Annotated in this window: 29 protein-coding genes; 15 read left to right on the top strand and 14 right to left on the bottom strand. The window is 64.1% G+C overall.

The genetic code is table 11. The features are described 5' to 3' along the window. Window positions 1–77 precede the first annotated feature (77 nt). Window positions 78–962 carry a CDP-alcohol phosphatidyltransferase family protein gene (locus HAP41_RS29615; protein WP_166094396.1) on the top strand — a complete coding sequence of 295 codons (885 nt, stop codon included), beginning with the start codon at window positions 78–80 and terminating at the stop codon, window positions 960–962. A 222-nt stretch (window positions 963–1,184) separates the two neighbouring features. After that, window positions 1,185–1,904: an RraA family protein gene (locus tag HAP41_RS29610; protein ID WP_166094401.1), complete on the top strand. Its 720-nt coding sequence runs from the start codon at window positions 1,185–1,187 to the stop codon at window positions 1,902–1,904. 16 nt (window positions 1,905–1,920) lie between these two features. On the opposite strand, the gene HAP41_RS29605 is transcribed toward HAP41_RS29610, so the two are convergent. Continuing rightward, window positions 1,921–2,214, bottom strand: a complete 294-nt coding sequence (locus tag HAP41_RS29605) for a hypothetical protein (protein ID WP_166094405.1) — start codon at window positions 2,212–2,214, stop codon at window positions 1,921–1,923. Window positions 2,215–2,314: 100 nt separating this feature from the next. Here HAP41_RS29605 and HAP41_RS29600 point away from each other — a divergent pair, with 100 nt between their 5' ends. The 9 genes from HAP41_RS29600 to HAP41_RS29560 all read left to right on the top strand — a co-directional run bounded on the left by HAP41_RS29600 (window position 2,315) and on the right by HAP41_RS29560 (window position 13,290). Beyond that, on the top strand, window positions 2,315–3,139 hold the full coding sequence (locus HAP41_RS29600; protein WP_166094418.1) for an SDR family NAD(P)-dependent oxidoreductase: 825 nt from the start codon (window positions 2,315–2,317) through the stop codon (window positions 3,137–3,139). A gap of 226 nt (window positions 3,140–3,365) precedes the next feature. After that, entirely contained in the window at window positions 3,366–4,139 is a 774-nt protein-coding gene (locus HAP41_RS29595; RefSeq protein WP_028146686.1) for a motility protein A, read from the top strand. A gap of 24 nt (window positions 4,140–4,163) precedes the next feature. Continuing rightward, a complete protein-coding gene (locus tag HAP41_RS29590) occupies window positions 4,164–4,994 on the top strand; it encodes an OmpA/MotB family protein (RefSeq protein WP_166094444.1) in 831 nt (276 codons plus the stop codon). 273 nt (window positions 4,995–5,267) lie between these two features. Next, entirely contained in the window at window positions 5,268–7,166 is a 1,899-nt protein-coding gene (locus HAP41_RS29585; protein ID WP_166094449.1) for a potassium transporter Kup, read from the top strand. 140 nt (window positions 7,167–7,306) lie between these two features. Then, window positions 7,307–9,235 carry a potassium transporter Kup gene (locus HAP41_RS29580; protein ID WP_028146684.1) on the top strand — a complete coding sequence of 643 codons (1,929 nt, stop codon included), beginning with the start codon at window positions 7,307–7,309 and terminating at the stop codon, window positions 9,233–9,235. Window positions 9,236–9,539: 304 nt separating this feature from the next. Beyond that, window positions 9,540–9,866 (top strand): rhodanese-like domain-containing protein, encoded by a 327-nt coding sequence (locus HAP41_RS29575; RefSeq protein ID WP_166094460.1) that lies wholly within the window; start codon window positions 9,540–9,542, stop codon window positions 9,864–9,866. A 7-nt stretch (window positions 9,867–9,873) separates the two neighbouring features. Next, window positions 9,874–11,055 (top strand): aminotransferase, encoded by a 1,182-nt coding sequence (locus HAP41_RS29570; RefSeq protein WP_166094465.1) that lies wholly within the window; start codon window positions 9,874–9,876, stop codon window positions 11,053–11,055. A 5-nt stretch (window positions 11,056–11,060) separates the two neighbouring features. Then, on the top strand, window positions 11,061–12,185 hold the full coding sequence (locus HAP41_RS29565; RefSeq protein ID WP_166094471.1) for a polyamine ABC transporter substrate-binding protein: 1,125 nt from the start codon (window positions 11,061–11,063) through the stop codon (window positions 12,183–12,185). A 298-nt stretch (window positions 12,186–12,483) separates the two neighbouring features. Next, a complete protein-coding gene (locus HAP41_RS29560; RefSeq protein ID WP_085404822.1) occupies window positions 12,484–13,290 on the top strand; it encodes an outer membrane protein in 807 nt (268 codons plus the stop codon). Window positions 13,291–13,516: 226 nt separating this feature from the next. On the opposite strand, the gene HAP41_RS29555 is transcribed toward HAP41_RS29560, so the two are convergent. The 6 genes from HAP41_RS29555 to HAP41_RS29530 form a co-directional block, all read right to left on the bottom strand. Next, on the bottom strand, window positions 13,517–14,449 hold the full coding sequence (locus HAP41_RS29555) for a lipid A biosynthesis lauroyl acyltransferase (protein WP_166094473.1): 933 nt from the start codon (window positions 14,447–14,449) through the stop codon (window positions 13,517–13,519). 8 nt (window positions 14,450–14,457) lie between these two features. Continuing rightward, window positions 14,458–15,735, bottom strand: coding sequence for a beta-ketoacyl-ACP synthase (locus HAP41_RS29550; RefSeq protein WP_063983968.1), 1,278 nt, complete (start codon window positions 15,733–15,735; stop codon window positions 14,458–14,460). Window positions 15,736–15,782: 47 nt separating this feature from the next. After that, a complete protein-coding gene (locus tag HAP41_RS29545) occupies window positions 15,783–16,988 on the bottom strand; it encodes a beta-ketoacyl-ACP synthase (protein ID WP_063983967.1) in 1,206 nt (401 codons plus the stop codon). After that, window positions 16,985–17,455: a 3-hydroxyacyl-ACP dehydratase FabZ family protein gene (locus HAP41_RS29540; protein ID WP_063983966.1), complete on the bottom strand. Its 471-nt coding sequence runs from the start codon at window positions 17,453–17,455 to the stop codon at window positions 16,985–16,987. The genes HAP41_RS29545 and HAP41_RS29540 overlap by 4 nt, the downstream gene beginning before the upstream one ends. A gap of 10 nt (window positions 17,456–17,465) precedes the next feature. Continuing rightward, window positions 17,466–17,753, bottom strand: coding sequence for an acyl carrier protein (locus HAP41_RS29535; RefSeq protein WP_007592476.1), 288 nt, complete (start codon window positions 17,751–17,753; stop codon window positions 17,466–17,468). Window positions 17,754–17,963: 210 nt separating this feature from the next. Continuing rightward, a complete protein-coding gene (locus HAP41_RS29530) occupies window positions 17,964–18,305 on the bottom strand; it encodes a hypothetical protein (RefSeq protein ID WP_166094493.1) in 342 nt (113 codons plus the stop codon). Window positions 18,306–18,643: 338 nt separating this feature from the next. Here HAP41_RS29530 and HAP41_RS29525 point away from each other — a divergent pair, with 338 nt between their 5' ends. After that, on the top strand, window positions 18,644–19,273 hold the full coding sequence (locus HAP41_RS29525) for a ParB-like protein (RefSeq protein ID WP_085404818.1): 630 nt from the start codon (window positions 18,644–18,646) through the stop codon (window positions 19,271–19,273). A 15-nt stretch (window positions 19,274–19,288) separates the two neighbouring features. Here the strand turns inward: HAP41_RS29525 and HAP41_RS29520 are convergent, their stop codons facing one another. Continuing rightward, a complete protein-coding gene (locus HAP41_RS29520) occupies window positions 19,289–19,444 on the bottom strand; it encodes a hypothetical protein (protein ID WP_166094517.1) in 156 nt (51 codons plus the stop codon). A gap of 276 nt (window positions 19,445–19,720) precedes the next feature. Between HAP41_RS29520 and HAP41_RS29515 the strand changes: the two genes are divergently transcribed. Continuing rightward, entirely contained in the window at window positions 19,721–19,864 is a 144-nt protein-coding gene (locus tag HAP41_RS29515) for a hypothetical protein (RefSeq protein WP_166094525.1), read from the top strand. Between the two features lie 43 nt (window positions 19,865–19,907). On the opposite strand, the gene HAP41_RS29510 is transcribed toward HAP41_RS29515, so the two are convergent. Then, window positions 19,908–20,111 carry a hypothetical protein gene (locus HAP41_RS29510; RefSeq protein WP_063983963.1) on the bottom strand — a complete coding sequence of 68 codons (204 nt, stop codon included), beginning with the start codon at window positions 20,109–20,111 and terminating at the stop codon, window positions 19,908–19,910. A 162-nt stretch (window positions 20,112–20,273) separates the two neighbouring features. On the opposite strand from HAP41_RS29510, the gene HAP41_RS29505 reads away from it, so the two are divergent. Both HAP41_RS29505 and HAP41_RS29500 read left to right on the top strand, forming a co-directional pair. Next, a complete protein-coding gene (locus tag HAP41_RS29505) occupies window positions 20,274–21,005 on the top strand; it encodes a Crp/Fnr family transcriptional regulator (protein WP_166105721.1) in 732 nt (243 codons plus the stop codon). 139 nt (window positions 21,006–21,144) lie between these two features. Continuing rightward, complete coding sequence (locus tag HAP41_RS29500) at window positions 21,145–21,312, top strand: hypothetical protein (protein ID WP_166094532.1); 168 nt, start codon at window positions 21,145–21,147, stop codon at window positions 21,310–21,312. 32 nt (window positions 21,313–21,344) lie between these two features. Here HAP41_RS29500 and HAP41_RS29495 read toward each other — a convergent pair whose 3' ends face one another. From HAP41_RS29495 to HAP41_RS29475, 5 genes are all read right to left on the bottom strand, one after another. Next, on the bottom strand, window positions 21,345–21,842 hold the full coding sequence (locus HAP41_RS29495; RefSeq protein WP_063983961.1) for an MgtC/SapB family protein: 498 nt from the start codon (window positions 21,840–21,842) through the stop codon (window positions 21,345–21,347). Then, window positions 21,839–22,420 carry a peroxidase-related enzyme gene (locus HAP41_RS29490; RefSeq protein WP_063986449.1) on the bottom strand — a complete coding sequence of 194 codons (582 nt, stop codon included), beginning with the start codon at window positions 22,418–22,420 and terminating at the stop codon, window positions 21,839–21,841. Before HAP41_RS29490 ends, HAP41_RS29495 begins: the two co-directional genes overlap by 4 nt. A 68-nt stretch (window positions 22,421–22,488) precedes the next feature. Then, the gene (locus HAP41_RS29485) at window positions 22,489–23,331 is read right to left on the bottom strand and encodes an IS5 family transposase (protein WP_166060442.1); all 843 of its coding nucleotides are present in this window, start codon (window positions 23,329–23,331) and stop codon (window positions 22,489–22,491) included. Between the two features lie 138 nt (window positions 23,332–23,469). Continuing rightward, entirely contained in the window at window positions 23,470–24,678 is a 1,209-nt protein-coding gene (locus tag HAP41_RS29480) for a di-heme-cytochrome C peroxidase (protein ID WP_248577244.1), read from the bottom strand. After that, entirely contained in the window at window positions 24,575–25,243 is a 669-nt protein-coding gene (locus tag HAP41_RS29475; RefSeq protein ID WP_206706237.1) for a hypothetical protein, read from the bottom strand. Before HAP41_RS29475 ends, HAP41_RS29480 begins: the two co-directional genes overlap by 104 nt. Between the last annotated feature and the right edge of the window lie 212 nt (window positions 25,244–25,455).

The following is a 25,455-nucleotide window of genomic DNA, read 5'->3' as shown; positions in this document are numbered from 1 at the left end:
GGTCCAAAGGGGCCTTCCGCCGCAATGGCGGAGGGGAACAGGGCTTGCTATATCTCGCATTGAGATAAGGACGAGCCATGACGCCCTACGACTTCAAGGATCCCGACGTCCGCCGCCGGCGGTTCCGCCCGATTCCGGTGCGGATGCTGGTGCCCAACGTCATCACGCTGCTGGCGATCTGCGCCGGCCTGACCTCGATCCGGCTGTCGATCGAGGGGCGGATGACGCTCGCGGTCTACGCCATCGTGTTCGCGGCCGCGCTCGACGGCATCGATGGTCGCGTCGCGCGCATGATCAAGGGCCAGTCCAAGTTCGGCGCCGAGCTCGACAGCCTCGCCGACTTCGTCAATTTCGGCGTCGCGCCCGGCCTGATGCTGTACTTCTGGCAGTTGCACGAGCTCGGCAATGCCGGCTGGATCGCCGCCATGGTGTTCGCGATCTCCGGAGGCTTGAGGCTCGCGCGCTTCAACGCCACCATGGACGATCCGAACAAGCCGGCCTTCGCCGCCAATTTCTTCACCGGCGTGCCGGCGCCGGCCGGCGCGATCACCGTGCTGCTGCCGATCTACGTCGCGTTTCTCGATCTCGGCCGGCTGCCCGCGGCGGTGACGGCGGCCTATACGCTCTTGATCGCCTTCCTGATGGTGTCGCGCCTGCCGGTATTCTCCGGCAAGACCAAGCGCATGCGCGTGCCGCCCGAGCTGGTGCTGCCGGCGTTCGTCGCGGTGATCGTGTTCATCGCTATCCTGATCGCCTATCCCTGGCACGTGCTGTCGATCGGCACGGTGCTGTATCTGCTCGGTCTGCCGCTCGGCTACAAATCCTATCGCGACCAGGCGCGCGCGATGGCGGCCACCGCGCCGTCGGGAGGCGAGGTCCCGTCGCCGCCTTCGGCGCCGACGCTGGCCAATTTGTCGGAGCCGCCACACGACGACGACGACCGGCCCGGACGGCTGCACTAAAGCGCGATGAGATTTGGCTGAATCGTCATCGCGCTTTAGGTCGTTGTTTGAGCATGATCTTTTCGGAAAACCGCTGCGCACTTTTCCGGATCATGCACTGAGCGGTTTTCGCGGATATCTGCCATGAAGGCGGCCGAGTTGGGTTGAAGCCCGATCTCGGCTATATCGCCCTGTGCCGGCGGCACCGCGCCAACAGCGGCCGCCAATCTGGGAGAGAACGCCGTGACTGATACCGCGACCGGGCTGCTGCCCGCTGCCGTCCTCGAAGCGCTGGGCCGCTATGACACGCCGACGATCTGCAATGCCATGGAGATCGTGGCGCCCGAGCGCCGGTTGATCGGCTACACCACCAAGCAACTGGTCTGCCCATTTCCCGACCTGCCGCCGATCGTCGGTTATGCCCGCACGGTTGCGATCCGCTCGGTGCTGAAGTCCTCGCTGCCGGCCGAAGAGCAGTCCAAGCGCCGCATCGAATATTACGAATATGTCGGCACCGGCCACGGTCCGCGTATCTCGGTGATCCAGGACATCGACGGTCCCGACGTCGGCTACGGCGCGTTCTGGGGCGAGGTGCAGAGCAACGTGCACAAGGCGCTCGGTTGCCTCGGTGTCATCACCGACGGCTCGATCCGCGACATCCCGCAATGGGCCCCTGGCTTCCAGGCGCTGGCCGGCTCGATCGGCCCGTCGCATGCCTGGGTGCATGCGGAAAGCTTCGGTGGCGAGGTCCGCGTTGCCGGCATGACCGTGAAATCCGACGACCTGATCCACGCCGACCAGCACGGCGCGATCGTGATCCCGCTCGACATCGCCGCAAAGCTTCCCGAGGCTGCCGAACTCTGTGGCCGCCGCGAGACGCCGATCCTGGAGATCGCGCGCAGCCCCGACTTCTCGCTGGAGAAGCTGAAGGCCGCGCTGAAGCGCTCGGCGGAGATTCACTAACGGGCGACCGAACGACTTACGGCCGCGTTGCCGGCCGTGGGCCGCCCTGTTCCGTCAGAAACAGGGCGGCCTGATCCGGCTCGCCGAAGACTGCGGCGGCGCATCCGATCAGGGTGAAGCCGCCGGCGAGATCCCAGAGGGTGATGTCGTCGGCATTATCAGGGACGTGAATCAAGCGCGCTGCGATCACGGCAAAGCCCGCCTCGACAAACAGCAAGACGCTGAACGCCGGCAGGACGAGCCCTGGCTCGAGCAGGTGGAGCGCCAGCACCGCCGGCAGCGCGGTGAGAAGACCGAACAGCGTCAACATGGCAAAACGGCTCCTGCAATGGAGCATGCCGCCCGGCGATAGAATACTGCATGATCTCTCGTCGCGGATGTGGCGCAGGGCCGCAGTCGGAGGACGCACAATGAAGATGACTGGCAAAACCGTCCTGATCACCGGTTCGACGGACGGCGTCGGCCGTCACGTCGCGCGCCGGCTGGCCGAAGCAGGTGCGAGGGTCCTGATCCACGGCCGCGATGCCGTGCGCGCGAAAGCGCTGATCGACCAGATCGTGCAGGCCGGCCACGCCGCGCCGACATTCTACCAGGCCGACTTGTCGTCGATGTCAGGCACGCGAGAGCTCGCTGCGGCCGTTCTCCGCGATCACCACCGTCTCGATGTGTTCGTCAGCAACGCCGGCATCGGCTCGCAGAACGACGGACCGCAACGGCAGGAGAGTCCGGACGGCTACGAACTGCGCTTTGCGGTGAACTATCTCTCGGGCTTCCTGCTTGCGCACTTGCTGCTGCCGCTGCTGAAGTCCGCGGCACCTTCGCGTGTCGTCAATGTTGCCTCTCTCGGTCAGCATCCGATCGATTTCGACGACGTCATGATCAGCAAGGGCTACAGCGGCTCGCGCGCCTACGCCCAGAGCAAGCTCGCGCAGATCATGTTCACCATCGACTTCGCGGAGGAATTGAAGCGCATGGGCATCACCGTCAACGCGCTGCATCCGGCGACCTACATGAACACCACGATGGTGCGCGCCGGCGGCATCACGCCGATCTCGACGGTGGAGCAGGGCGGTGCGGCGATCCTGCACCTCGTCGAAGGCGACGACGTCGCCGGCAAGAGCGGACTGTTCTTCAACGGCATGAACGAGACCCGCGCCAATCCGCAGGCCTACGATGCCGGCGCACGCAGGCTCCTGCGCGCACTCAGCCTCGAACTGACCGGGCTTTCGTCCTGAGCTGCCGTCCTGGCGCCCCGCAACCATGGTTAGCGAAGTGTTGAGATTCCCGTCGGTCGCGGGCAAAGCCGGCGCCCTGTCAGCGCGCTGCGTCGGTCTGGCGCCCCGGCTCAACTTAACCTTTACGCGGCTTTAAGGGGGGCACTCTAGGGTTTCCGATGCGGTTCGGGGTTGGGCCGCGCCAGCGGCCAGGACGGCCGTTGTTGCGTTCGCGTTGGAGTGTCCCATGGATATCATGACGAGCGTCGGGCTCATTGCGGGCATCATCGTCATTACGGCGATGATCTTCATGGGCGGCGACCTCCACATGTTCATCTCCGAACATGCCATGATCATCATCTTCGGCGGCTCGGTCTCGGCCACCATGATCCGCTTTCCGCTCAGCGCGCTCCTGCACGGCCTTCCGCTCGGCGCCAAGTTCGCTTTCACCATGAGCCGCCTGTCGGCGCACGACCTCGTCGACGAGCTCGCCCGCATCGCCGAGATCGCTCGCAAGCAGGGCCCGGTCGGCCTCGAAAAGGTCGAGACCGACGAGCCGTTCCTGGCCAAGGGCATCCGCTACGTCGCCGACGGCTACGACCTCGACTTCATCCGCGACAATCTCGAGCGCGACCGCGACAACTTCCTCATGCACCTCGACGAAGGCAGCAAGATCTACCGCGCCATCGGCGACTGCGCCCCGGCCTTCGGCATGATCGGCACCCTGATCGGCATGGTGCAGATGTTCGCCAACATGACCGATCCCTCCAAGCTCGGTCCGTTCATGGCGACCGCGCTGCTCGCGACCCTGTACGGTGCGCTCGTCGCGAACCTGTTCTGTCTGCCGATCGCCGACAAGCTGCACGGCAAGCTGCTCGACGAGGAAACCAACCGCACGCTGATCATCGACGGCATCCTGATGATCCGTGACTCCAAGAGCCCGACGCTCGTGCGCGAAATGCTGCTGGCCTATTTGCCGGAGAAGCATCGTCACGCCGAGGGCGAGCCGGTGCCGGCGTAAAGCCGCCGCCCGGGATCTCGAGAGATGGCCAAGAAGAAGCGCGGCGATGCTCACGGTGGCGGTCACGGCTGGTTCGTGACCTTCGCCGACCTGATGGGCCTGATGATGAGCTTCTTCGTGATGCTCGTGGCGTTCTCGACCCAGGACGCCAACAAGCTGAAGATCGTCGCCGGCTCCATGCGCGACGCATTCGGCGTGCAGAGCGAAGCGCGCTACGCCGGCATCGTCGAGTCCGACGGCCTGCCGACCCGCCCGCGGCTGAAGAACGTCGACCACATCCAGCCCGAGGACGCCTCCAACACGCCGACGCCGGATCAGGAGGACCGCGACCGCACGTCGGGCGCGAAGATCAAGGTCGACCGCAACTTTGCGCTCGCCGCGGCCTCGCTGCGCCAAGCGTTGCAGGACATGCCGGAACTGACCGAGATGTCCAAGCACATCATGTTCGAGGAGACCAAGCAGGGGCTCAACCTGGAGATCGTCGACCAGGATGGCCGCTCGATGTTCGCCGACGGCTCCAAGGTGCCGTATGACCGCACCCGCCGCCTGATCGAGAAGCTCGCGATCCCGCTGAAGGCAACGCCGCTCCGTGTCTCCATCGCCGGCCACACCGCCGCCGGATTCGTGCCGACCCGCAGCGACTATGGCGCCTTCGACCTGTCGGCCGATCGCGCCAATGCCGTGCGTCAGATCCTCGAACGCGAGGGCCTGCCGCCGTCTCACATCTTCGCCGTCGCCGGCAAGGCGGACACTCAGCCGCTGTTTCCGGAAGATCCCTCGCTCGCGGCCAACCGGCGGGTGACGATCACGCTGATGCGCGAGGATCCGCCGCTGCCGCCGAATTTGAAGCCGTAGAGCGTTTCGCGCGAAGCGGCCGCCGGTTTCGCGTGAAGAAAACGCGTCAACCCCAGAATGTCGAGGCCCGTTCCGCTTCCCTTGGAGCGGACGGCTCTAGGCACTTGCGCTACCATCTTACCTGAGGCATGTCGTCGCGCTAACAACGATCGTTGCTGCGCCGTCACAGCAACCGCCCCGGCGGCTGCTATGGTGGTGTGCCGATTGACAGGCGCGCCGGAACGGTCAAAAGGCGCCGGATCAATTCTCGGGAAGAAGCGTTTCTCATCTCACATGACGGCGAGCATCACATCGACCGACGCTCAGGACGGGCCGGTCACCTCGGGTTTCTGGGGCCTGACGCTCGGAAGCATCGGCGTTGTCTTCGGCGATATCGGCACCTCGCCGCTGTACGCATTCCACGAGGCGGTCAGGGGCGCGGCCCATGGCGAGCCGGTCTCGCGGGTCATGGTGCTCGGCGTGCTCTCGCTGATCCTCTGGGCGCTCTTTATCGTCGTCACCGCCAAATACGTCCTGCTGCTGCTGCGCGCCGACAATAACGGGGAGGGCGGCACGCTCTCGCTGATGGCACTCGGCCAGCGTGCGCTCGGACGGCGAAGCTGGTTTCTGATGGCGCTCGGCGTGGTCGGCGCCTCCATGTTCATCGGCGATTCCATGATCACGCCGGCCATCTCGGTGCTGTCGGCGGTCGAGGGTCTGAAGCTCGTGACCCCCGCCTTCGACCACTATGTCGTACCGCTCACCGTCATCATCCTGGTGTTGCTGTTCGCGGTCCAGAGCAAAGGGACGGCGCTGGTGGCCTCGGCCTTCGGGCCGGTGATGGTGATCTGGTTCACCGTTCTTGCGGTGATGGGTGCCGTGCACATCGCCGACGATCCGTCGGTGCTGGCGGCCATCAATCCCTATTACGCGCTGCAATTCCTGCTGTCGCACGGCACGATCGGTCTGGTCACGCTCGGCGCCGTGTTCCTGGCGGTCACGGGCGGCGAGGCGCTCTACGCCGATCTCGGCCATTTCGGCCGCAAGCCGATCCAGTCGGCCTGGATGTTCTTCGTGCTGCCCGCGCTCCTGATCAACTATTTCGGGCAGGGCGCGCTGGTGCTGTCCGATCCCAGCGCGATCGAGCATTCGTTCTATCGCATGGTGCCCGAGAGTCTGGTGCTGCCGCTGGTTGGACTTGCGACCGCGGCAACCGTGATCGCGAGCCAGGCCGTGATCACCGGCGCCTATTCGCTGGTCTATCAGGCGGTGCAGCTTGGCCTCCTGCCGCGCTTCGAGGTGCGCTACACCTCCGAGACCCATGCCGGCCAGATCTATCTGCCGCGTGTGAACCGGCTGCTGCTGATCGGCGTGATGCTGCTGGTGCTGTTGTTCCACACCCCCAGCAATCTGGCTTCGGCCTACGGCATCGCGGTCTCCACCACCATGGTCGCCGACGGCGTCATGGGCTTCGTCGTGATCTGGAAACTGTGGAACTGGCGCGCCGCGACGGCTGCGGCGGTGATCGTGCCCTTCGTCGTCGTCGACATCAGCTTCTTCAGCGCCAATCTGCTCAAGCTGCTCGAGGGCGCCTGGGTGCCGCTGCTGTTCGGCGCGGTCATGGCCGGGACCATCTGGACCTGGCGCAAGGGGACGGGGATACTGCTCCAGAAGACGCGCCGGATCGAGGTGCCGCTCGACGACCTGATCCGCAGCCTCGAAAAACGCCCGCCGCACATCGTCAAGGGCACCGCGGTGTTCCTCACCAGCGATCCCGCCTTCGTGCCGACCGCGCTGCTGCATAATCTCAAGCACAACAAGGTGCTGCACGAGCACAACGTGGTCCTGACCATCGAGACCGCGCACACGCCGCGGGTCGAACTGTCCGAGCGGTTCCGCATGGAGAAGATCAGCGACAAGTTCTCCAAGGTCAAACTGCGCTTCGGCTACATGGAGCAGCCGAACGTCCCGAAAGCGCTGGCGATCGCCCGCAAGCAGGGCTGGCAGTTCGACATCATGTCGACCTCGTTCTTCGTGTCGCGAAGGTCGCTCAAGGCCTCGGCGCAGTCGGGCATGCCGCTGTGGCAGGACCACCTCTTCATCGCGCTGAGCCGGTCCGCCAACGACGCCACCGACTATTTCCAGATTCCGACCGGGCGGGTGGTTGAAGTCGGCACCCAAGTCACCATCTGAACGCAATTGGCCAAGTCATGCAAATTTCGCATGGCAAGGGCCCAAAATCGGGCTAGGCTATGCCGGCAGCGCAGGACTATAAGCCGCGCGCTCTTCCGCCGTTGTGCAGTGAAGCATTCTAGAGGCCACTGGGCTCTCCCATGACAAGTGACGTAGCGATTTCCGCCCCGGAAACGGCGGCGGCCAATGGGCATGGCGAAGCCCACACCACCGCCCGTTTCGGTGCGCTGACGCTCGGCAGCATCGGCGTCGTCTACGGTGATATCGGCACCAGCCCGCTCTACGCGTTCCGCGAGGCGGTGATGGCGGCCTCGGGCGCAGAGGGGGTGCCGACGCCGGCGGCCGTGCTCGGCGTGCTCTCGCTGATCCTGTGGGCGCTCATCGTCGTGGTGACGCTCAAATACGTCGTGATCCTGCTCCGTGCCGACAACAATGGCGAGGGCGGCACGCTGGCGCTGATGGCGCTGGCGCAGCGCGCGGTCGGCACCGGCGGGGCGACCATCGTCCTGCTCGGCATCATTTCCGGCGCCCTGTTCTACGGCGACGCCGTGATCACGCCGGCGCTTTCGGTCCTGTCGGCCATCGAAGGCATGAAGGACGTCACCCTGCACTTCGAGCCCTACATCGTTCCGTTGACCGTGATCATCCTGGTCGGCCTGTTCGCCGTGCAGTCGCGTGGCACCGCCCGCGTCGCCGCGTTTTTCGGTCCCGTGATGTGCGTCTGGTTCGCGGTGATCGCGATCGCGGCAATCCACCCGATCATCGAGCAGCCGCAGGTGCTGTTCGCGCTGAACCCGCTCTACGCCGTGTCCTTCATGTTCCATCACGGCATCATTGGTTTCGTGACGCTGGGCGCCGTGTTCCTGGCGGTCACCGGTGCCGAGGCGCTCTATGCCGACCTCGGCCATTTCGGCAAGCGGCCGATCCAGACCGCCTGGCTGTTCATCGTGCTGCCATCGCTGGCGCTGAACTATCTGGGGCAGGGCGCTCTCGTCCTCGGCGATCCCGGCGCGATCGTGAGCCCGTTCTTCCAGCTGTTCCCGCAAGGCTTTTTCCGCGGCTGCATGGTCGTTCTCGCCACCGCCGCCACGGTGATCGCGAGCCAGGCCGTCATCACCGGTGCCTATTCGCTGACGCGCCAGGCGATTCAGCTCGGGTTGCTGCCGCGCTTCGAAATTCGCCATACCTCTGAAGCCCATTCGGGCCAGATCTTCATCCCGCGCATCAACCAGCTTCTGCTGGTCGCGGTGGTGCTGCTGGTGCTGCTGTTCCGTTCCTCCAGCGCGTTGGCGTCGGCCTACGGCATCTCCGTCACCGGAACCATGGTGGTCACCGCGATGATGGGCTTCGTCGTGATCTGGAAGGTCTGGAAGTGGTCGCCGTTCGCTGCCGCAGCCCTGATCGTACCGTTCCTGTTCCTCGACCTGACCTTCCTCGCCGCCAACCTGCTCAAGGTGTTCGAGGGCGGCTGGGTGCCGCTCGCGCTCGGCGCGCTGATGATTATCCTGATGTACACGTGGCGGCGCGGCAGCCGGCTGCTGTTCGAGAAGTCGCGCAAGCTCGAATTCCCGCTCGCCGACCTCGTGGCGATGCTGGAGAAGCGGCCGCCGCAGCGCGTGCCTGGCACCGCCGTGTTCCTGACCAGCGATCCCCTCAGTGCCCCGACCGCGCTGATGCATAGTCTGAAGCACTACAAAGTGCTGCATGAGAAGAATGTCATTCTCACCATCGAGACCGCCCAGACCCCGCGCATCGATCCTGCCGAGCGCGTGAGGCTGGAGCAGATCTCACCGACCTTCTCCAAGGTGACGCTGAAGTTCGGCTTCATGGAATCGCCCAATGTGCCGAAGGCGCTGGCGATCGCCCGCAAGCTTGGCTGGCAGTTCGACATCATGTCGACCTCGTTCTTCCTGTCGCGCAGGGCGCTCAAGCCCGCCGCCCATTCCGGCATGCCGCGCTGGCAGGACCGGCTGTTCATCTCGCTCAGCCGCTCCGCCAACGACGCCACCGACTATTTCCAGATCCCCTCCGGCCGCGTGGTCGAGGTCGGTACCCAGGTCACGATCTAGCCCCACCGCCGTCGTCGCCCGGCTTGACCGGGCGCCCCAGTACTCCGAGACAGTTGTGGTTGAATCGATAGGCCGCGGCGTACTGGATTCCCCGCCTTCGCGGGGAATGACACCGAGCGCGTGGTGGGATGCGAAGCAGGAGTTTCAGGCATCCTGAAAGCCGCACTTCAAGTCGCTGCGATTTAGCTTTAACTTGCGGGATGCAGCTCAAGCCTTTGTAGCGCTTGATTTTCGGCTGCCGAGAGGCGAGGTTGCCGCCCGCCGGGATCGCCCCGGCAGGCGGCTCGTGACGTTGGAGGATGATGTGGCAAACCAGGTACAGGATCTGACCCCGGACGAGGTCTCCAAGGGTGTCGCGGAAGGGCGCTATCTCCTCGTCGACGTGCGCGAGCCGAACGAGGTCGACGCCGGGGCCTATCCTTACGGCGTTGTCGTGCCGCTCTCGACCTTCGATCCCAAGGCGATCCCCGATCCCCAGGGCAAGGAGGTCGTGTTCGCCTGCCGCTCCGGAAAACGCTCGGTGACGGCCTCGCTCGCGGCCCAGGCGGCGGGTCTGCCTTATGACAAGCATCTGGCCGGCGGCATGCTGGGCTGGAAGGCGGCGGGTCTTCCCAGCAAGGTCGGTGGCTGACCTCGCGATGACGACCAAGAGCTCCTCGCTGAACAAGGTCTTTGCCGACCTTCCCGTCACCATCTTCGAGGCGATGTCGCAGGCCGCGCGCGACAACAACGCCATCAATCTCGGCCAGGGCTTTCCCGACGATCCCGGGCCTGAGGATATCCGCCGCGCCGCGGCCGAGGCCTCGCTGAACGGCTACAACCAGTACCCCTCGATGATGGGCCTGCCGGAGCTGCGCCAGGCGATCGCGACCCATTACGGCCACTGGCACGGCCTCAAGCTCGATCCGATGAGCGAGGTGATGGTGACCTCCGGCGGCACCGAGGCGCTGACCTCGGCGATCCTCGCGGTGGTCCAGCCCGGCGACGAGGTGGTCTGCTTCCAGCCGGTCTATGATTCCTACCTGCCGATCATCCGTCAGGCCGGCGGCATTCCGCGCCTGGTACGGCTCGAGCCGCCGCACTGGCGGTTGAATGAGGACATGCTGAAAAGCGTCTTCAATTCAAAGACCAAGGCGGTGCTCTTCAACAATCCCCTGAATCCCTCCGCGGTGGTCTATCCGCGCGAGGACCTCGAGCTGCTCGCCCGCTACTGCCAGGAGTTCGACGTCATCGCGATCTGCGACGAGGTCTGGGAGCACGTCACCTTCGACGAGCACAAGCACATCCCGCTGATCACCATCCCCGGCATGCGCGATCGCACCATCAAGGTCGGCTCGGCCGGCAAGATCTTCTCGCTGACCGGCTGGAAGATCGGCTTCGTCTGCGCCGCGCCGCCGCTGCTACGGGTGGCCGCCAAGGTGCACCAGTTCCTGACCTTCACCACCGCACCGAACCTCCAGGCCGCCGTCGCCTATGGGCTCGGCAAGTCCGACGACTACTTCCTGTCGATGCGGAAGGACCTGACGCGGAGCAGGGACCGCCTGACCAGGGGACTGGAGAGCCTCGGCTTCCCCGTGCTGAAGTCGCAGGGCACCTACTTCCTCACCGTCGACCTGTCGCCGCTCGGGCTCAACGAGAGCGACACCGAGTTCTGCTGGCGGATCGTGAAGGACTACAAGGTCGCGGCGATCCCGGTGTCGGCCTTCTACGAGCAGGATGCGGTGACCTCCGTGGTGCGCTTCTGCTTTGCCAAGAAGGACGAGACGCTCGACACCGCGCTGGAGCGGCTGTCGGACGCGGTGCGCGGGCGCAAGAGGTAGGAAAGATGACGAACGTCGGCCGCTCCGGGCGTTGCCTTGGTTTTGCAATCGCCGCGGCGCTGACGTTGCTTTCCGCCCCCGCAGGGGCCGAGGAGCGGGTCGTCAACTTCTACAACTGGTCCAACTACATGGCGCCTGACGTCCTTGATGCCTTCACCAAGGAGACCGGCATCAAGGTGGTCTACGACACGTTTGATGCCAACGAGACGCTGGAGACGCGCCTGATGGCCGGCAAGTCCGGCTACGACGTCGTGGTGCCCACGGCCTATTTCCTCCAGCGCCAGATCAAGGCCAACATCTTCCAGAAGCTCGACAAGTCGAAGCTGCCGAACCTCTCCAATGCCTGGCCGGTGGTGACCGAGCGCCTTGGCATTTACGACCCCGGCAATGTCTACGCCGCCAACTTCATGTGGGGCACGACGGGCATCGGCTACAACGTCGCCAAGGTGAAGCAAATCCTCGGGCCCGACGCGAAGATCGACAGCTGGGACATCGTCTTCAAGCCGGAAAATTTGGCGAAGTTCAAAGACTGCGGCGTCCACATGCTCGACTCCGCCGACGACATCTTCCCGGCGGCGCTGAACTATCTCGGGCTCGATCCGAACTCGACCAAGCAGGCCGACCTCGAGAAGGCCGCCGAAATCGTCGCCAAGGTCCGACCGTCCGTGCGCAAGTTTCACTCGTCCGAATATCTCAGCGCGCTCGCCACCGGCGAGATCTGCTTCGTGGTCGGCTGGTCCGGCGACATCATGCAGGCCCGCGCCCGCGCGGCGGAGGCCAAGAAGGACGATAGCAGCGGCATCGAGATCGGCTACGCCATCCCGAAGGAGGGCGCGCAGATGTTCTTCGACAATCTCGCGATCCCCGCGGACGCCAAGAACGTCAAGGAAGCCTACGAGCTGATCAACTATCTCTACCGTCCTGATGTCGCCGCCAAGAATTCGGACTTCCTGTCCTACGCCAACGGCAACCTCGCCAGCCAGAAGCTGGTCGATCCGAAGATCCTTGGTGACAAGAACATCTATCCGGACGAGGCGACGCTGGCAAAACTGTTCGTCATCACGGCGCGCGAGCCGGCGACACAGCGGATCATCAACCGGCTCTGGACCAAGGTGAAGACAGGGCGGTAGTCGCTCTGGGAACCGCCCGGAAGCCAAAATCTGCAAAACAACCCCATGCACAGTAGAAGCGTCACCTGCGGGTCGCCGGCGGTGGCGGTGCCTAAGTCGCGGTGACGCCTGGCTTCATCGACGCGCGGACGCAATGACCTGAAGCAGCGCGCGGTGCCGATCTGCGGCCGGTCTTCTCAGATTGCGCATACAACCTGACGTCGTTGCGATGGTATCCGGATGTGTCCTTGGGGTGACAGCGTCCGGCGCGGTTCCGGTGTATGGAACCGGAATATATTCGCTCATAGGAATTGCCCCAATGAAGAAAGTTGTTCTGGCTGCGGCTGGCTCGTTGCTGTTCGTCACCGCTGCGTCGGCGGCTGACATGGCCCCGCGTTACACCAAGGCTCCTGTCGTGGTGCCGGTCTACAATTGGGGCGGTCTCTATCTCGGTATCAACGGTGGCGGCGGTTCTGCGCACACTTGCTGGGACATCTTCAACGATTCCGGCTTCCCGATCGTGCCGTCAGTTCCCGAGGGGTGCCACAACGCGACAGGCGCCACCGTCGGTGGACAGATCGGCTATCGCTGGCAGGCGACCAACTGGGTGTTTGGCCTGGAGGCGCAGGGCAACTGGGCCGATTTTAGGGGCAGCAACGCGAGCCAGTATGCCGTCTTTGGTACCACCTCTCTCCTCAACGACGTCACCAAGGTCGACGCCTTCGGCCTGTTCACGGGGCAGGTCGGATACGCCTTCAACAACGTGCTGCTCTATGCCAAGGGCGGTGCGGCCGTCGTTCACGACAAATACTCGCTCACGGTGACGCCGGCCGGCGCGGCCGCTCTCGCGCCGTTCTTCGCCGTCGTCGCCGGCCAGACCGGTGCCGTCGGCTCCGAGACGCGTTGGGGAGGGACCGTGGGAGCGGGAATCGAGTTCGGCTTCGCGCCGGGCTGGTCTGTCGCTGTCGAATACGATCATCTGTTCATGGGCAGCCGGGACGTGACCACGAACACCATTGCCCCCTTCGCCGCGCCGCCAAGCACCCACCGCATCAGCCAGGACATCGACATCGGCACGGTGCGCGTGAACTACACGTTCGGTGGACCGGTGGTCGCGAAGTACTGAACGGTTCGAGAGCTTGAACGCGAAGGCCCCGGTCATGCGCCGGGGCCTTTTTGTTTGGGACGAAGTCTTTCGGCAGAGAGAAGGCCAGACCCTCACCCTGAGGAGCGCGCTCTTCGCGCGCGTCTCGAAGGGCGAGGCCACCGGCCGGGCCGTCATCCTTCAAGACGCGCATTCCGCGCTCCTCAGGATGAGGAATAGGTAACCGCGTTAGCCGTTTGACGGCTCGCTACCGCCACCTTCTGTGCAGCCACAGCCACTGCTCGGGATGCTCGCGCACCCAGCTTTCCACCACGCTCGTGATCGCCTGCGTCGTGCCCTGGATGTCGATCTTGCCGTCGGCGTCGCGCACCGGCTTGATCTCCTCGGTCAGCTCGCCGCGGAAACGGTTGCCGGGCAGGCGGATGATGCGGACGCCGTGGATCGGGCATTCGACCTGGCGGAGCAGGCGGGCCAGCATCGGGTTGGCGCGGGTCTTGCGGCCGAAGAAGGTGACCTCGACGCCGCCGGTCAGGTACTGGTCGATCAGCATGGCGACGTGCTTGCCGTCCTTCAGCGCCTGCGCGAGCCGCAGCGGCGCATCGCGCCCCGCGGGGATCAGCGTGCCCATGTTGACCTGGCGCATCTCCTGGATGATGCGGTCGGCAGACGCGATGTTCGGGCGGCGGTAGAGGATCGCGGCATCCAGCCCGTGTGCGACGGCGGCGAGCGCCGGCAATTCCCAATTGGCGAGATGGGCTGCAAAGATCAGCGCCGGCTTGCCGTCGTCGCGGATGCGGTCGAATAGCTCGATGCTGCGCGGCGGCAATTCGATCCGGCTCTTTTCCGGATGATCGCGGTCGTAATCCCAGACTTGGTCCATATGGGCGAATTCGGCACCGACGCGGCCGAGATTGTCCCACACGCCCATCAGGATGGTTTCGATTTCTTCCGGCGACTTCTCCGGAAATGCCGCGGTGAGGTTGGCGCGGCCGATGCGGTGCTCGCGCAGGCGCGGGCCGATCGTCTTCACCACGCGGGAGAAGAAGTCCGAGGTCTTGGCCGGATCGAAATAGCGCGTGGTGCGCAGCATGCCGACGGTGGTGGCCCCGATCAGGCTTCCGCCGAGCGACTTGGCAGCCACCCGCGCGCGGGCCTTGATGCTCGCAGGTAACAGCGCCATGCGTCCGGTCAGGCCGGTTCGCGGGTCAGGATCAGCGAGGCGTTCTGGCCGCCGAAGCCGAACGAGTTCGACATAACCGCGGTGACGCGGGCATCGCGCGCCTTGTTGCCGACGACGTCGAACAGGATCGTGGGATCCGGATTGTCGTAGTTGATCGTCGGCGGAATGCGCTGATGCTCGAGGGTGAGCAGCGAGAAGATCGCTTCGACCGCGCCCGCGGCCGAGATGGTGTGGCCGACCATCGACTTGTTGGAGGTCACCGGGATCTTCTGCGCGAGATCGCCGAACACGGCCGATGTCGTGTTGAACTCCATCTTGTCGTTCTCGGGCGTCGCGGTGCCGTGCGCGTTGATGTGGTCGATCTGGTCCGGCGTCATGCCGGCATCGGCCAGCGTCTTGTTCATGCAGCCGATGATCGGCTTGCCATCAGGCGAAGAGCGGGTGCGGTGGAAGGAATCGGTGAGCTCGCCGCAGCCGGCGATCACGCCGAGGATTTTTGCGCCGCGCGCGGTCGCTGCTTCGTAGCTTTCCAGCACGAGGGCGCCGGCGCCTTCGGCCATGACAAAACCGTCGCGGTTCTTGGAGAAGGGGCGGGAGGCCGCCTGCGGCGGATCGTTCTGGGTCGACAGCGCCGAGAGCAGCGAGAACCGCACGAGAGCTTCGGGGTTCACGGTGCCGTCGGTTGCCACGCACAGCGCGGCATCGGTCTCGCCGCGGCGGATCGCCTCGACGCCGAGCTGGATCGAGGTCGCGCCCGAGGCGCAGGCCGTCGACAGCGAGATCGGCGAGCCCTTGGTGCCGAAGGTCTCGGCGAGATAAGCTGCTACCGAGCCGAACATGAAGCGGTGGTGATAGGCGCTGTACTTGCCGCCGCCGGAGATGCGCAGCAGATCGTCATAGGTGATATCCTGCGCGCCGACGGCACGGCCGAGCTCACGGCGCTGCGGCCACTCGACTTCGACCGGTGCAACCGCAAGGAAGAGCGGACCGGGGAAATCGGCCTTGGCGCCGATGCCGGCCTGCGCGAGCGCTTCCTGCGTGACGAGCTCAGCCATCCGCTCGGACAGGCCGGTGGAGGAGAACGGATCGACGCTGACGAAATCGACCGTGCCGGCCATCGTCGTCCTCAGGCCGTCGACCGGAAAGCGCGTGATGGTGCGGATGCCGGATTCGCCGGCCACGAGCTTCGCCCAATTGTCGGCCTTGCCGTTGCCGAGCGAGGTCATGATGCCCATGCCGGTGACGACGACGACGGGACGCCCGAGTTTGTCGCGTGGTGCAGTCATGTCGATCCCCCGATTGAGCTAGAGCATCCGCCAAAGCGCGACGCGCTTCAGCTTACGGCCTCGACCAGAGCCATGCCCTCGCCGCGCCAGTGTCCGGCCCCCACCACCACAATCTGGGTGGGCGCGCCCTGCATTTCAATCTCGGTCCCGGTGGAATCGTTCGGCGGGAACAGCGCACCGCGCGAGATCGACAGCGCCGCGAGCGCGATGCCAAGCGGGAATTGCGTTTCCATGGCGTGGCCGAACATCGTGCCGGTCGAACGCACCGGGAAGTCAGCATGGCCCTTCAGGAAGCCGCGCTCCTCTGACGTCGCGGGCTCCGCGCCGGTCGCGCCCGATATGATCGCGCCCTTGCCCTCGCGCCTGGGCAGCTTTTCCCAAAGCTTCTCCAGCGTCGCGGCCGTGTCGCCGGGTTGCTTGCGCCGGGCGAGGTCGGCAACGACGCTCGACAGCTTTGCGAACGGCTTTGCGCCGCGCGCTTCCGCGTGCGCCTTCGATTCCAGCACCAGGAACGCGCCGGCAGATCCCAACGCGAAACCGGGGTGATCCTTGCGCGCCCACACCGGAGCAAACTTGTCTTTCAGGTTGAAGTCGCCGAATTCGTAGAGGACCATCAGGTCTTTGCGCTCGCCATTGTGGGAGCCGCCGATCAGCGCGATGTCGCTCTCGCCCGAGGCGATGCGCGCGAGCGCAATGCGCGCCGCATCGGCACCCGCGACCTCTTCGCCCATGAAAGTGCGCGAGGTGCCGCCGAGACCGTGCACGATGGCGATGTTGCCGGCGAGCAGGTTCGAGAGCTGGGCCAGGAACAGCGTCGGCCTGAGATCGCTCATCAGCCGTTCGTTGAGGAAGCCGGGCGCATTGGCGCCCTTGACCTCGGCCGTGAGCACGCCGGAGTCGACATTGAGGTCGCGCTCGCCGCCGCCGGCGGCCACCACCATGTCGATCTTCGACAGGATGTCCTTGTTGCCCTTGATCCCGGCGGAATCGAGCGCAAGGCCCGCGGCATAGGTGCCGATGCGCTGCCAGGCTTCCATCTGGCGCTGGTCGCCCTTCTTCGGGATCTGGCTGTCGAAGGTCACAGGCATCAGGGGATGCACGATGCAGGGCGCAAAGCCCTTCTCGTCGACATTGATGCGCTTGTCCTGAAGCGCGGCCCAGTTGGCGTCCAGGCCTTCGCCGAGCGAGGTGGCAAGGCCAATGCCGGTGATCCAGACTTCCGTCTGGCCGGGCTTCGAAGCAGTGTCAGTCATGGCGATCCGGCCTGTTGCGGGAAGCCGACGCGTTTGGCGACCGCGTCCATGAAGCCGCGCATATCCGCATTGGGGAAGGGGATCTGCGTGAAGGTGAGCGTCGAATTCGCGCGCAGCTTACCGCCGACCTTGATCTTGGCCTCGGTCACCGCATAGCCCGAGCCCTGATGCGACAGGGTCGCCTCGATGGTCATGAGATCGCCGGGGAAGACCGAGCCGCGGACCTTGGCCTCCTTGACGGCGGCCAGGATCGGCATGCGCTCGAACTTGAGCACGCCGAGCTGAAGCCAGCCCGAGGCCTGGGCCATCGATTCGATCAGGAGCACGCCGGGCATCAGGGGATAGCCCGGGAAGTGCCCCTCGAAGATCGTGCTCTCCTTGGGGACCAGGGCTTCGACGACAATCGTCTTCGCGTCGACGTTGAGGTCGACGACGCGATCGATCATGTGGAAGTATTCGAGTTGCATGACCGCGCGCTTAGGCGCTCGCGCCCTTGGCCGCAACCAGTTCGTCGATGCGGGCGCACAGATTTTTCAGCACGAAATACTGCTCGGTGGTCGCCTTGCCGTCGTTGACCTCCTGGGTCCACTTTTCCAGCGGCAGCTTGATGCCGAACTGCTTGTCGATCGCGAACGCGATGTCCAGGAAATCGAGGCTGTCGATGCCGAGGTCATCGATGGCGTGGCTATCCGGCGTGATCGTGTCGCGCGGGATGTCGCAGGTTTCAGCGATGATCGTAGCGACCTGATCGAATGTGGAGGACATCACTAAGCCTTTGATATATTGCTGATATTTGTCTGAGGTTCCAGAGTGGAACGGTGGGTGGGCATCGCGCCCCGATGATGCCCTCAACCCCCCCTCTGGCCGGGTCGAAAGCCCGTATATCGGAGCGCCGCCCTGAGTTCAATGGAGCCGGGCGGCCCCGGCGACAGGGCTGGGGATGCCGTCGGCGGCCCCTTCGGCCGGGGGACGAGCCTAGATATGGGGCGTCGTGATCTTGGCACAGTCGCGGCGGCCCATCAGCACGCAGTCCTGGGTACGGCGCAGGTCGGCAATGCTCACCGCGAGCCAGATCCCGATTGCGGTCAGCGCGATGGTGAAGGCGAGCGCCGCAATATTGGCGAGCATGCGGTGGCGGAAATTGTCCGGTTCCGGGCGGGGCTTCTCGTAGCGCGACAGGTCGAGCGGCTCGGGCGCGACGCGCAGCGGCTGCACGATACCGCTGCCCCGTTGGACCGGCGGGGGAGACGCGTTGCGCGGCCTGAACTGGAGCACCCGGTGCTCGTCATCCGAGCTGATGGGCCGCTGTGTTTTCATGGTGAGGGGATCACTCCGAAGCAGCGGTTTTTAGATAGCATACGTCGTGAATGCCTTGCAGAAAATCTTCTCAACGCGCACGTGCATTGCGCTTTCGCACTATCTTGCATGGCATATTTCCGGAGCGGCTCGCGAGCGAACGCGCCGCCGGCTGTCAGGTCGGTGACAGGAAGCGGAGGTTGCGTTGCAGCAACAACCCCGAAGCATGCATCGCTGGCTCTCGTGAACATCTGCTTGTGATCTCCGCGGCCGGATCGAACGCATTTTGCCACCGCGGGGCCCGTGGCATAATCAGGGGAACCGGACCACCGGTTGCAACCATGTGAGGGGCCTTCATCATGACCACCACCAACGCGCGCGAACCGAGAGTGCATCCGGTGCCGATCCTGTCGCTCCGGCCGACGCAGATGACGGTCGGCATGCGCGAGGTCAAGGAGAAGCGCAAGCGCTGGCGCGAGCACGGCAAGAAGAAGCAGGCCGACCTGCTCGGCAATCACATGATCCCCGTCGTCTACGGACCGGACCAGCGCTACTACGTGATCGACCATCATCATCTCGGCCGCGCATTGCACGACGAGGGCGTCAAGGAAGTGCTGGTGACCGTGGTCGGCGACCTCAGAATGGTCGAGCGCGAGGCTTTCTGGGGCGTGATGGACAACAAGCGCTGGGTCTATCCTTACGATTCCAAGGGCGAGCGGCGTCCGTTCCGCGACTTGCCGAAATCGGTCGTCGATCTCAAGGATGATCCCTTCCGCAGTCTTGCCGGCGAGCTCCGCCGCATGGGCGGCTTCGCCAAGGACACCACGCCGTTCTCGGAATTCCTGTGGGCCGACTTTCTGCGCCGGAAACTGACGCGCAAGGCAGTCGATGCCAATTTCGACAAGGCGCTCGAGAAGGCCCTGTCCGCGGCCAAGACCAAGGACGCTATCTATCTGCCCGGCTGGTGCGGGCCGGCGGATGACGATTAGGCGCAACCGCTCGCATCAGTCGCGCTGAAAGATCTTGGCGCCGGGGTAGACGCGCCGGGCGTAGCTCACGACCAGCGCGCGGTCCTGGGTTGCCAGGAAGGGCGTTCGGATCTGGCACGAGCCGACGACGAGGTGCCATAGACCATTGAGCCTCCGGATGACGACGTTCATTTGAGCAATCCTCGATGACTCCGCATTCCCGCGAATACTGCTTATCGCGGCAGTCTTGCGATTCATGATCGTGGTCGCTGGCGCGAAATTCCCGGTAACGCTCGCGACCGTCGCAAGACAACGACGATGATTATTAGTTGGTTACGGCGCGGCGGCCCGAGAAGCCGGATCTCATCACAGCCGCTTGAGCGAAGTCATTTTCCGCAGGGATGAAACCGTCCTGAAACAGAGCCACCCCATCTCTGGTGGGTAGTCGAGCTCACACAGGAGGCCGAAATGCGCCGTCTGGTTTTCGTAATCGCCTTGCTCGCAGTCGCCACAGCAGGAATCTCGGCATCGTTTGCTGCAGTTCGCCACGCCAAGACGCTGACATTCTCTGAGCGCTTTGCTCCGGCGCTCGAGTTGATGGCGCAGCGCTAGCGGTGTAGCGCCTCGCAGTCGCCGCTACGCAACGGTGGGACGATCACTTCTGGTGCTGCGGGCCGGGTGAGGACAGAAGGCGTTCGATCTCGGCGGCTGCCTCGCCGTTGCGCGCCTTCTGCAAGAGTGTGTGGCGTTCGGTGCCGGCGGGCAGCTTCTTGGCCGCGGCGCGGGCGTCCTGCGTGAACCTGTTCAGGCGCTCCTGGAGTGACAGGGCCGGTCGCGTGCGGTTGCGCTTCTTGGTCATGGCTGCACCTTTCCGGCGCAAAGCCAACCATGGGGAGGCGAGTGGCGTCCTTAACTTTTGTTGGAACCGGGGGCGTGGATCGCGGGTTTTTCATTGCAGCGGCGCTTCGGCGCCAGGGATTGCAATACAGATCCCACCTCATGCCAACCGGAGCTAGCTCGCGTGCCTAGCGATACGATCCGTGCTGCGCTTGTCAGGCGTTTGCGTACATCTTCAGGCATCTCGGACGACGACGTGAAGGAGATCGAGGCGCTCCCAATCGCGGTTCGTCAATATCCGGCGGAGGCGCCCGTGGTGCACGACGGCGAGCGCGCAACCGATTGCTGCCTGATCGCAGATGGCTTCTGTGCGCGTTCCAAGACGATAGCAAGCGGCAAGCGTCAGATCCTCTCCATCCACATCCCCGGCGAGATCCCCGACCTGATGAGCCTGTTCCTGCATGTGATGGATCACGATCTGTCGACGCTGACGCCATGCACGCTCGGCTTCATCAGTCACGAAACGCTGCGAAAATTGCACCAGCGCAGTCCAAGCGTCGCCGAGTTGTTCTGGCGAGACACGCTGATCGACGCCGCCATGTTTCGCGAATGGATCGTCAATGTCGGCCAGCGTCCCGCGCCCGCAAGGCTTGCCCATGTCATGATCGAGCTGCGCGAACGCCTCCGGGTCATCGAGCGTCTTGACGGCAACAGCTTCGAGATGCCGCTGACCCAGGAGCAGATCGGCGAAGCCCTGGGAATCACCGGGGTGCACGCCAACCGCGTGATCAAGCAGTTGCGGCAGGAGGGCATCGTCGAGCTGCACCGCGGCCGCGTCACGGTGCTGGACGAGCGGAAATTCTTGGACCTTGCCGATTTCGACGGCCGTTACCTGCATCAGTCGCCAACGCTTTGAGGCGCGCAGGCGACTTGACCTACCGCAAATTCGTATCGGCGCAGGGCGCTATGGTCCGTCGGCATGATTGCCGAACCGGTGTTGCCTGAATGTCGAGGGCGCAGGTGGCTCCGAGTCATGCTGACCCGGAGGCATCACCGTGAGCGCAATCTTTCGCATTCTGTTCATCGTTGCCGGTGCCATCACCGCGCTGTTCGTCGCGCGCGATGCCCTGAATTTCACGATCATCCAGACCTTCGTTGCCGTTCTGCTCGTCACCGCCATCGTCGGTGTCGGAAGCTTCTGGAGCCAGCGACGGAAAACGTGACGGATGTGAGAGCCGCGTGCTGGCGCAGCCGGCTAGGTCCGCGGCGGCGCGTCCGGAGACGTCTCCGCGGTGTGCGCATCCCCCTTGCCGCCGAGCATGCGGTGCAGCCGTCGCTCGATGTGGCGGCCCACCGTCAGCAGCACGAAGGCGAGCGCCAGTGCGACGGCGACGATCTTCCACTGTCCGGCGCCGCAGACGATGCCGATGCAGGCCGCGAGAAAGGTGCAGGCGGCGCTGGTCAGCCCGCGGACGCGAAATCCCATGCTCTGATGCACGATGACGCCGGCGCCGAGAAAGCCGATGCCGGTGAGGATGCCCTGGATGACGCGGCTGGTGGCATCGGCGACCCTGGTTGGCTCGGCGAGCTGCAGGGCGAGCAGAACCACGGTCGCCGTGGAGAGCCCGACGATGCCGAGCGTCTTCAGCCCGATCGGTTTGCCGTGCAGGTCGCGGTCGAGGCCGATCGCGCCGGCGGCGACGGTCGCGGCACCGAGACGAGCAAGGATTTCGGACCAGTCGAGCTCCGTCATTTTTTCGGCAAGCGCCCCATCAGGTAAAACTCCTCGTTCGGCCTCATGCCGGTGAAGTTTGCCAGCCGATTGGACAGCGCGAAGAAGGCGGAGATCGCGGCGATGTCCCAGATGTCGTCGTCGCTGAAGCCGTGCGGTGCAAGCGCCCCGAAGTCCTCCTCGGAGACGCGCTGTGCGTCGGCCGAGACCTTCATCGCGAAATCGAGCATCGCCTTTTGCCGCGGCGTGATGTCGGCCTTGCGATAGTTCACCGCGACCTGGTCGGCGATCAGCGGGTTCTTGGCGCGGATGCGCAGGATCGCGCCGTGCGCGATCACGCAATACTGGCACTGGTTGGCCGCCGAGGTCGCGACCACGATCATCTCGCGTTCGGCCTTGGTGAGGCCGCCGTCCTTCTCCATCAGCGCGTCGTGATAGGCGAAGAACGCGCGGAACTCGTCGGGCCGGTACGCCAGCGTCAGGAACACGTTCGGCACGAAGCCGCTCTTCTCCTGCACGGCGAGCAGGCGCGTGCGGATGTCGTCGGGGAGCGTGTCGAGGGCGGGTGCGGGGAAGCGTTGTGAAGGAGGAAGGGGCATGACGATGTTCCGGATGGGGCTCTCGGGGAAGCGCGGAACATAGTCGATCGCAGTCCTTAGAGCCTGACTCAAAATTGCATTGCTGTTTTTATCGCTGCGATGCGCCTTGTCATGAGTTGGACAGAGGCGAGGAAGAGCCAGGCAGTTGCGCTTTCGATGGTTCGCTCGAAGTCCTTGGCCAATCTGCGGTTGCGGCCGAGCCAGGCGAAGGTTCGTTCGACCACCCAGCGGCGCGGAAGCACCTCGAAGCCCTGTGCGGCATCGGAGCGCTTGATGATCTCGACAGTCCACCGGCCGATCTTTTCCAGCACCGCCTTGAGCTTTTCGCCGGCATAGCCGCCATCGGCGAAGATATGGCGCAGCCAGGGGAAGCGGTAGCGAATGCTGCACAGGACATCTGGCGTGCCGTCACGATCCTGGACGTCGGCAGCGTGAACGATCGCTCCGACCAGGAGCCCTTGGGTGTCGGTGACGATGTGGCGCTTTCGACCCTTGATCTTCTTTCCCGCGTCGTAGCCGCGAGGGCCGCCACTTTCCGTGGTCTTGACCGATTGGCTGTCGATCACGCCGGCCGTCGGCGAGGCCTCCCGGCCGATCGCCTCGCGCGCCAGCATCAGGAGTGCGTGGTTGATCGATTGCCACAATCCGCTGTCGCGCCATTGGTAGAAATAGTACTGCACCGTGGTCATTGGTGGAAACAGAGTGGGCGGCAGCATGCGCCACGGCAATCCGCCGCGCAGCAGATAGAGTACTGCCTCGACGATGTCGCGATAGCTCCATTTCGGGCGCCGCCCGCGCTTGGCCCGCACAGGAAGCAACCTCTCCAGCACGCCCCATTCCGCATCCGTCAAGTCGCTTGGCAAACGCAGCTCCTCTCGGGCAAACTGTGCCCGGGTGATATCAGTCCACATTCTCGATCCCTTTGATGCTTCGCAACACCGATGGAATCAGAACTCGCTGATATCACTCAACTTATTTTTCGGTCGGACACTTAGCGCAAAGCGCATGCGCGGACTACATCCTGGCTGGCGCAGACAGAGCCGAGGCTCTCAAAGAGTCTTCAAATATTCGAGGAGTGCCTTCTTTTCGTCGTCGCTCAAGCGCGTGCCATAGTCATGCCCGCACCGGCTGTTTCCTGAATTGAGGTCATTGCAATCGGTGACTGGACGAGTTGGCCCCTCTTGTGTGACGTCAAGACCAACATTCTTGATGTCGTATCTCGCGCCAACTTTGAATTGTGACATGCGCTTCGCAGGCGGTACGAGCAATTCCGCCAATGTCGGCACCGAGCCGTTGTGCAAATAAGGCGCCGCGGCCCAAATTCCCTCCAGCACGCGAGCTTCATACTCGCCTCTGTTGAGGGTGCGCTTGAAGAACGTCCAAGGCTCGATCGTCAGGCTTTCCGGCGGTCCCGATGGTTGCGCGCTGGGCGGTTCGGCGGAGGCCCGTGCCGGAGCCGGTGACGCTGGCAGCGGAGACTTGGACGCGGTGCGTGCCACTTGCCCGTTGCGAGGCAAGGAGGAGCCAAAGCCGTCACCGGCACCGAGCTCGCTCCCCAGAGACAGCTTATAGTTCAGAATCGTACCGGCGACTGCGCTGAACATCATGTGGACGGCGTAGTCCTCTTCCTCGAGATCCCTGGCGACGCCCAGGGTGCCTGCTCCCTTCAGCGCGCCGGTCTTCACTCTCCAGCCGAGCTCATCGAATTGACGAGTGTCGGTGCCGACATTCTTGAGCGGCGTCTCCCACGTCGTAGCAAACAAGTCACGCAGGGCGTGTATCTCCTTCTTCTCGTGACACCCGTCACTGCAGTGTCTTTGGTAGAGTTTTTGACCTTCGTCAGCCAGTTTCTTGTCGAAAGGCCATTCCAGTGGCCATTTTGGCGGACCCATCTTCAAGACCAGTTTCTCGAGTCTTTCCAGCCCATCGAAGTTGATGGAGTTGGCGTAGTCGAAGAATAAGCCGAGCGAAAGCTTTTTTGGTTCGAAGTTGGCGAACGCCAGAGCCTGCCCGGTGTTCCGGGCAAGTGCAAAAATGCGGTTTCCATTCGACACAAAACCGGCCCAGTCGGTTTGGTTCTGCATCGGTGTATTCCACAGGAAAGGATACCGCACCGGAGCGTCGGCAATCCTCATGTTTTCCTTGATCAAAAAATCAGGCGGCGGCCCAACGTCGGTGCCGGATATGCGGTTGAAGATGATCCCGACGGCGTCCAGGCCCCCAGCCAACTGGCGGCAATGTACCGGCCGCGAATGCATGGAAGCGCAGGTGCCATGCATCAACCCTCTGCCGTAGTGCGGCAATATCGGCAGCAGAAGGTGTCGCAGGTTGGGAGACGGCCGCAGCAAATGCAGCGAATGCCGTCTCGCTGGCGGTCGCGTCTCCTACCGCCTTGTCCAGGTCGCTCAGGAACTCCTGGAAATCCATAAAGGCCGGACCGCCATCAATGCGGTACGTCTTGCCCCCCACTTCAACCTGCCGCGTGTGGCACGCGGAGCATGTTATCCCGACCATCGGGGACTCTGCGGGACCTGTGGTGTGGAGGCCGACGGGGAGGTTGGTATTATTGCCCGGATTTGGGAGAAAGCCGTATCGGGTAAGACCATCCGAGAGGAACGGTTGTCCGTCCTTCGCTTTCAATGCCCGTAACCAGGTGAGGTTGATCAAGCGGGAGCCTTGGTCGCGCGTGTAGTAGTCGGCCCTGTCTTCCGCTGTCCATGTCGGGCCTTGGTCGACATAAATGGGATCGCCGAGAGCGGTCTCAATTCCCGAACTTGCGGCGGCGACCAGCGCAAAGCCAATGAGGAAAGCGATACGAAGCATCGCATGACCCTCCATGAACTACAATTGAACCACCCGTTTTCTCGAAACCAGAATCTGTGCAGATATGCGGAGCTGGGCGAGACGCAGCTCGCCCGGTAGCGACGAGAGCTGTCAGAAATAGCCGCCGGATGCTCGAGATTGTACTTCTTGGCAAAGTCCCGTCAAGGTCGTTGCTCCGAGTCGAAGCTCCGGATTGCATGCCACGCCCGTTG

The sequence above is a fragment of the Bradyrhizobium barranii subsp. apii genome (genome assembly GCF_011516635.5).
Taxonomy (GTDB): domain Bacteria; phylum Pseudomonadota; class Alphaproteobacteria; order Rhizobiales; family Xanthobacteraceae; genus Bradyrhizobium; species Bradyrhizobium barranii.
The sequence above is the reverse complement of the archived record's forward strand: the minus strand, read 5'-3'. Positions and strand labels throughout refer to the sequence as shown.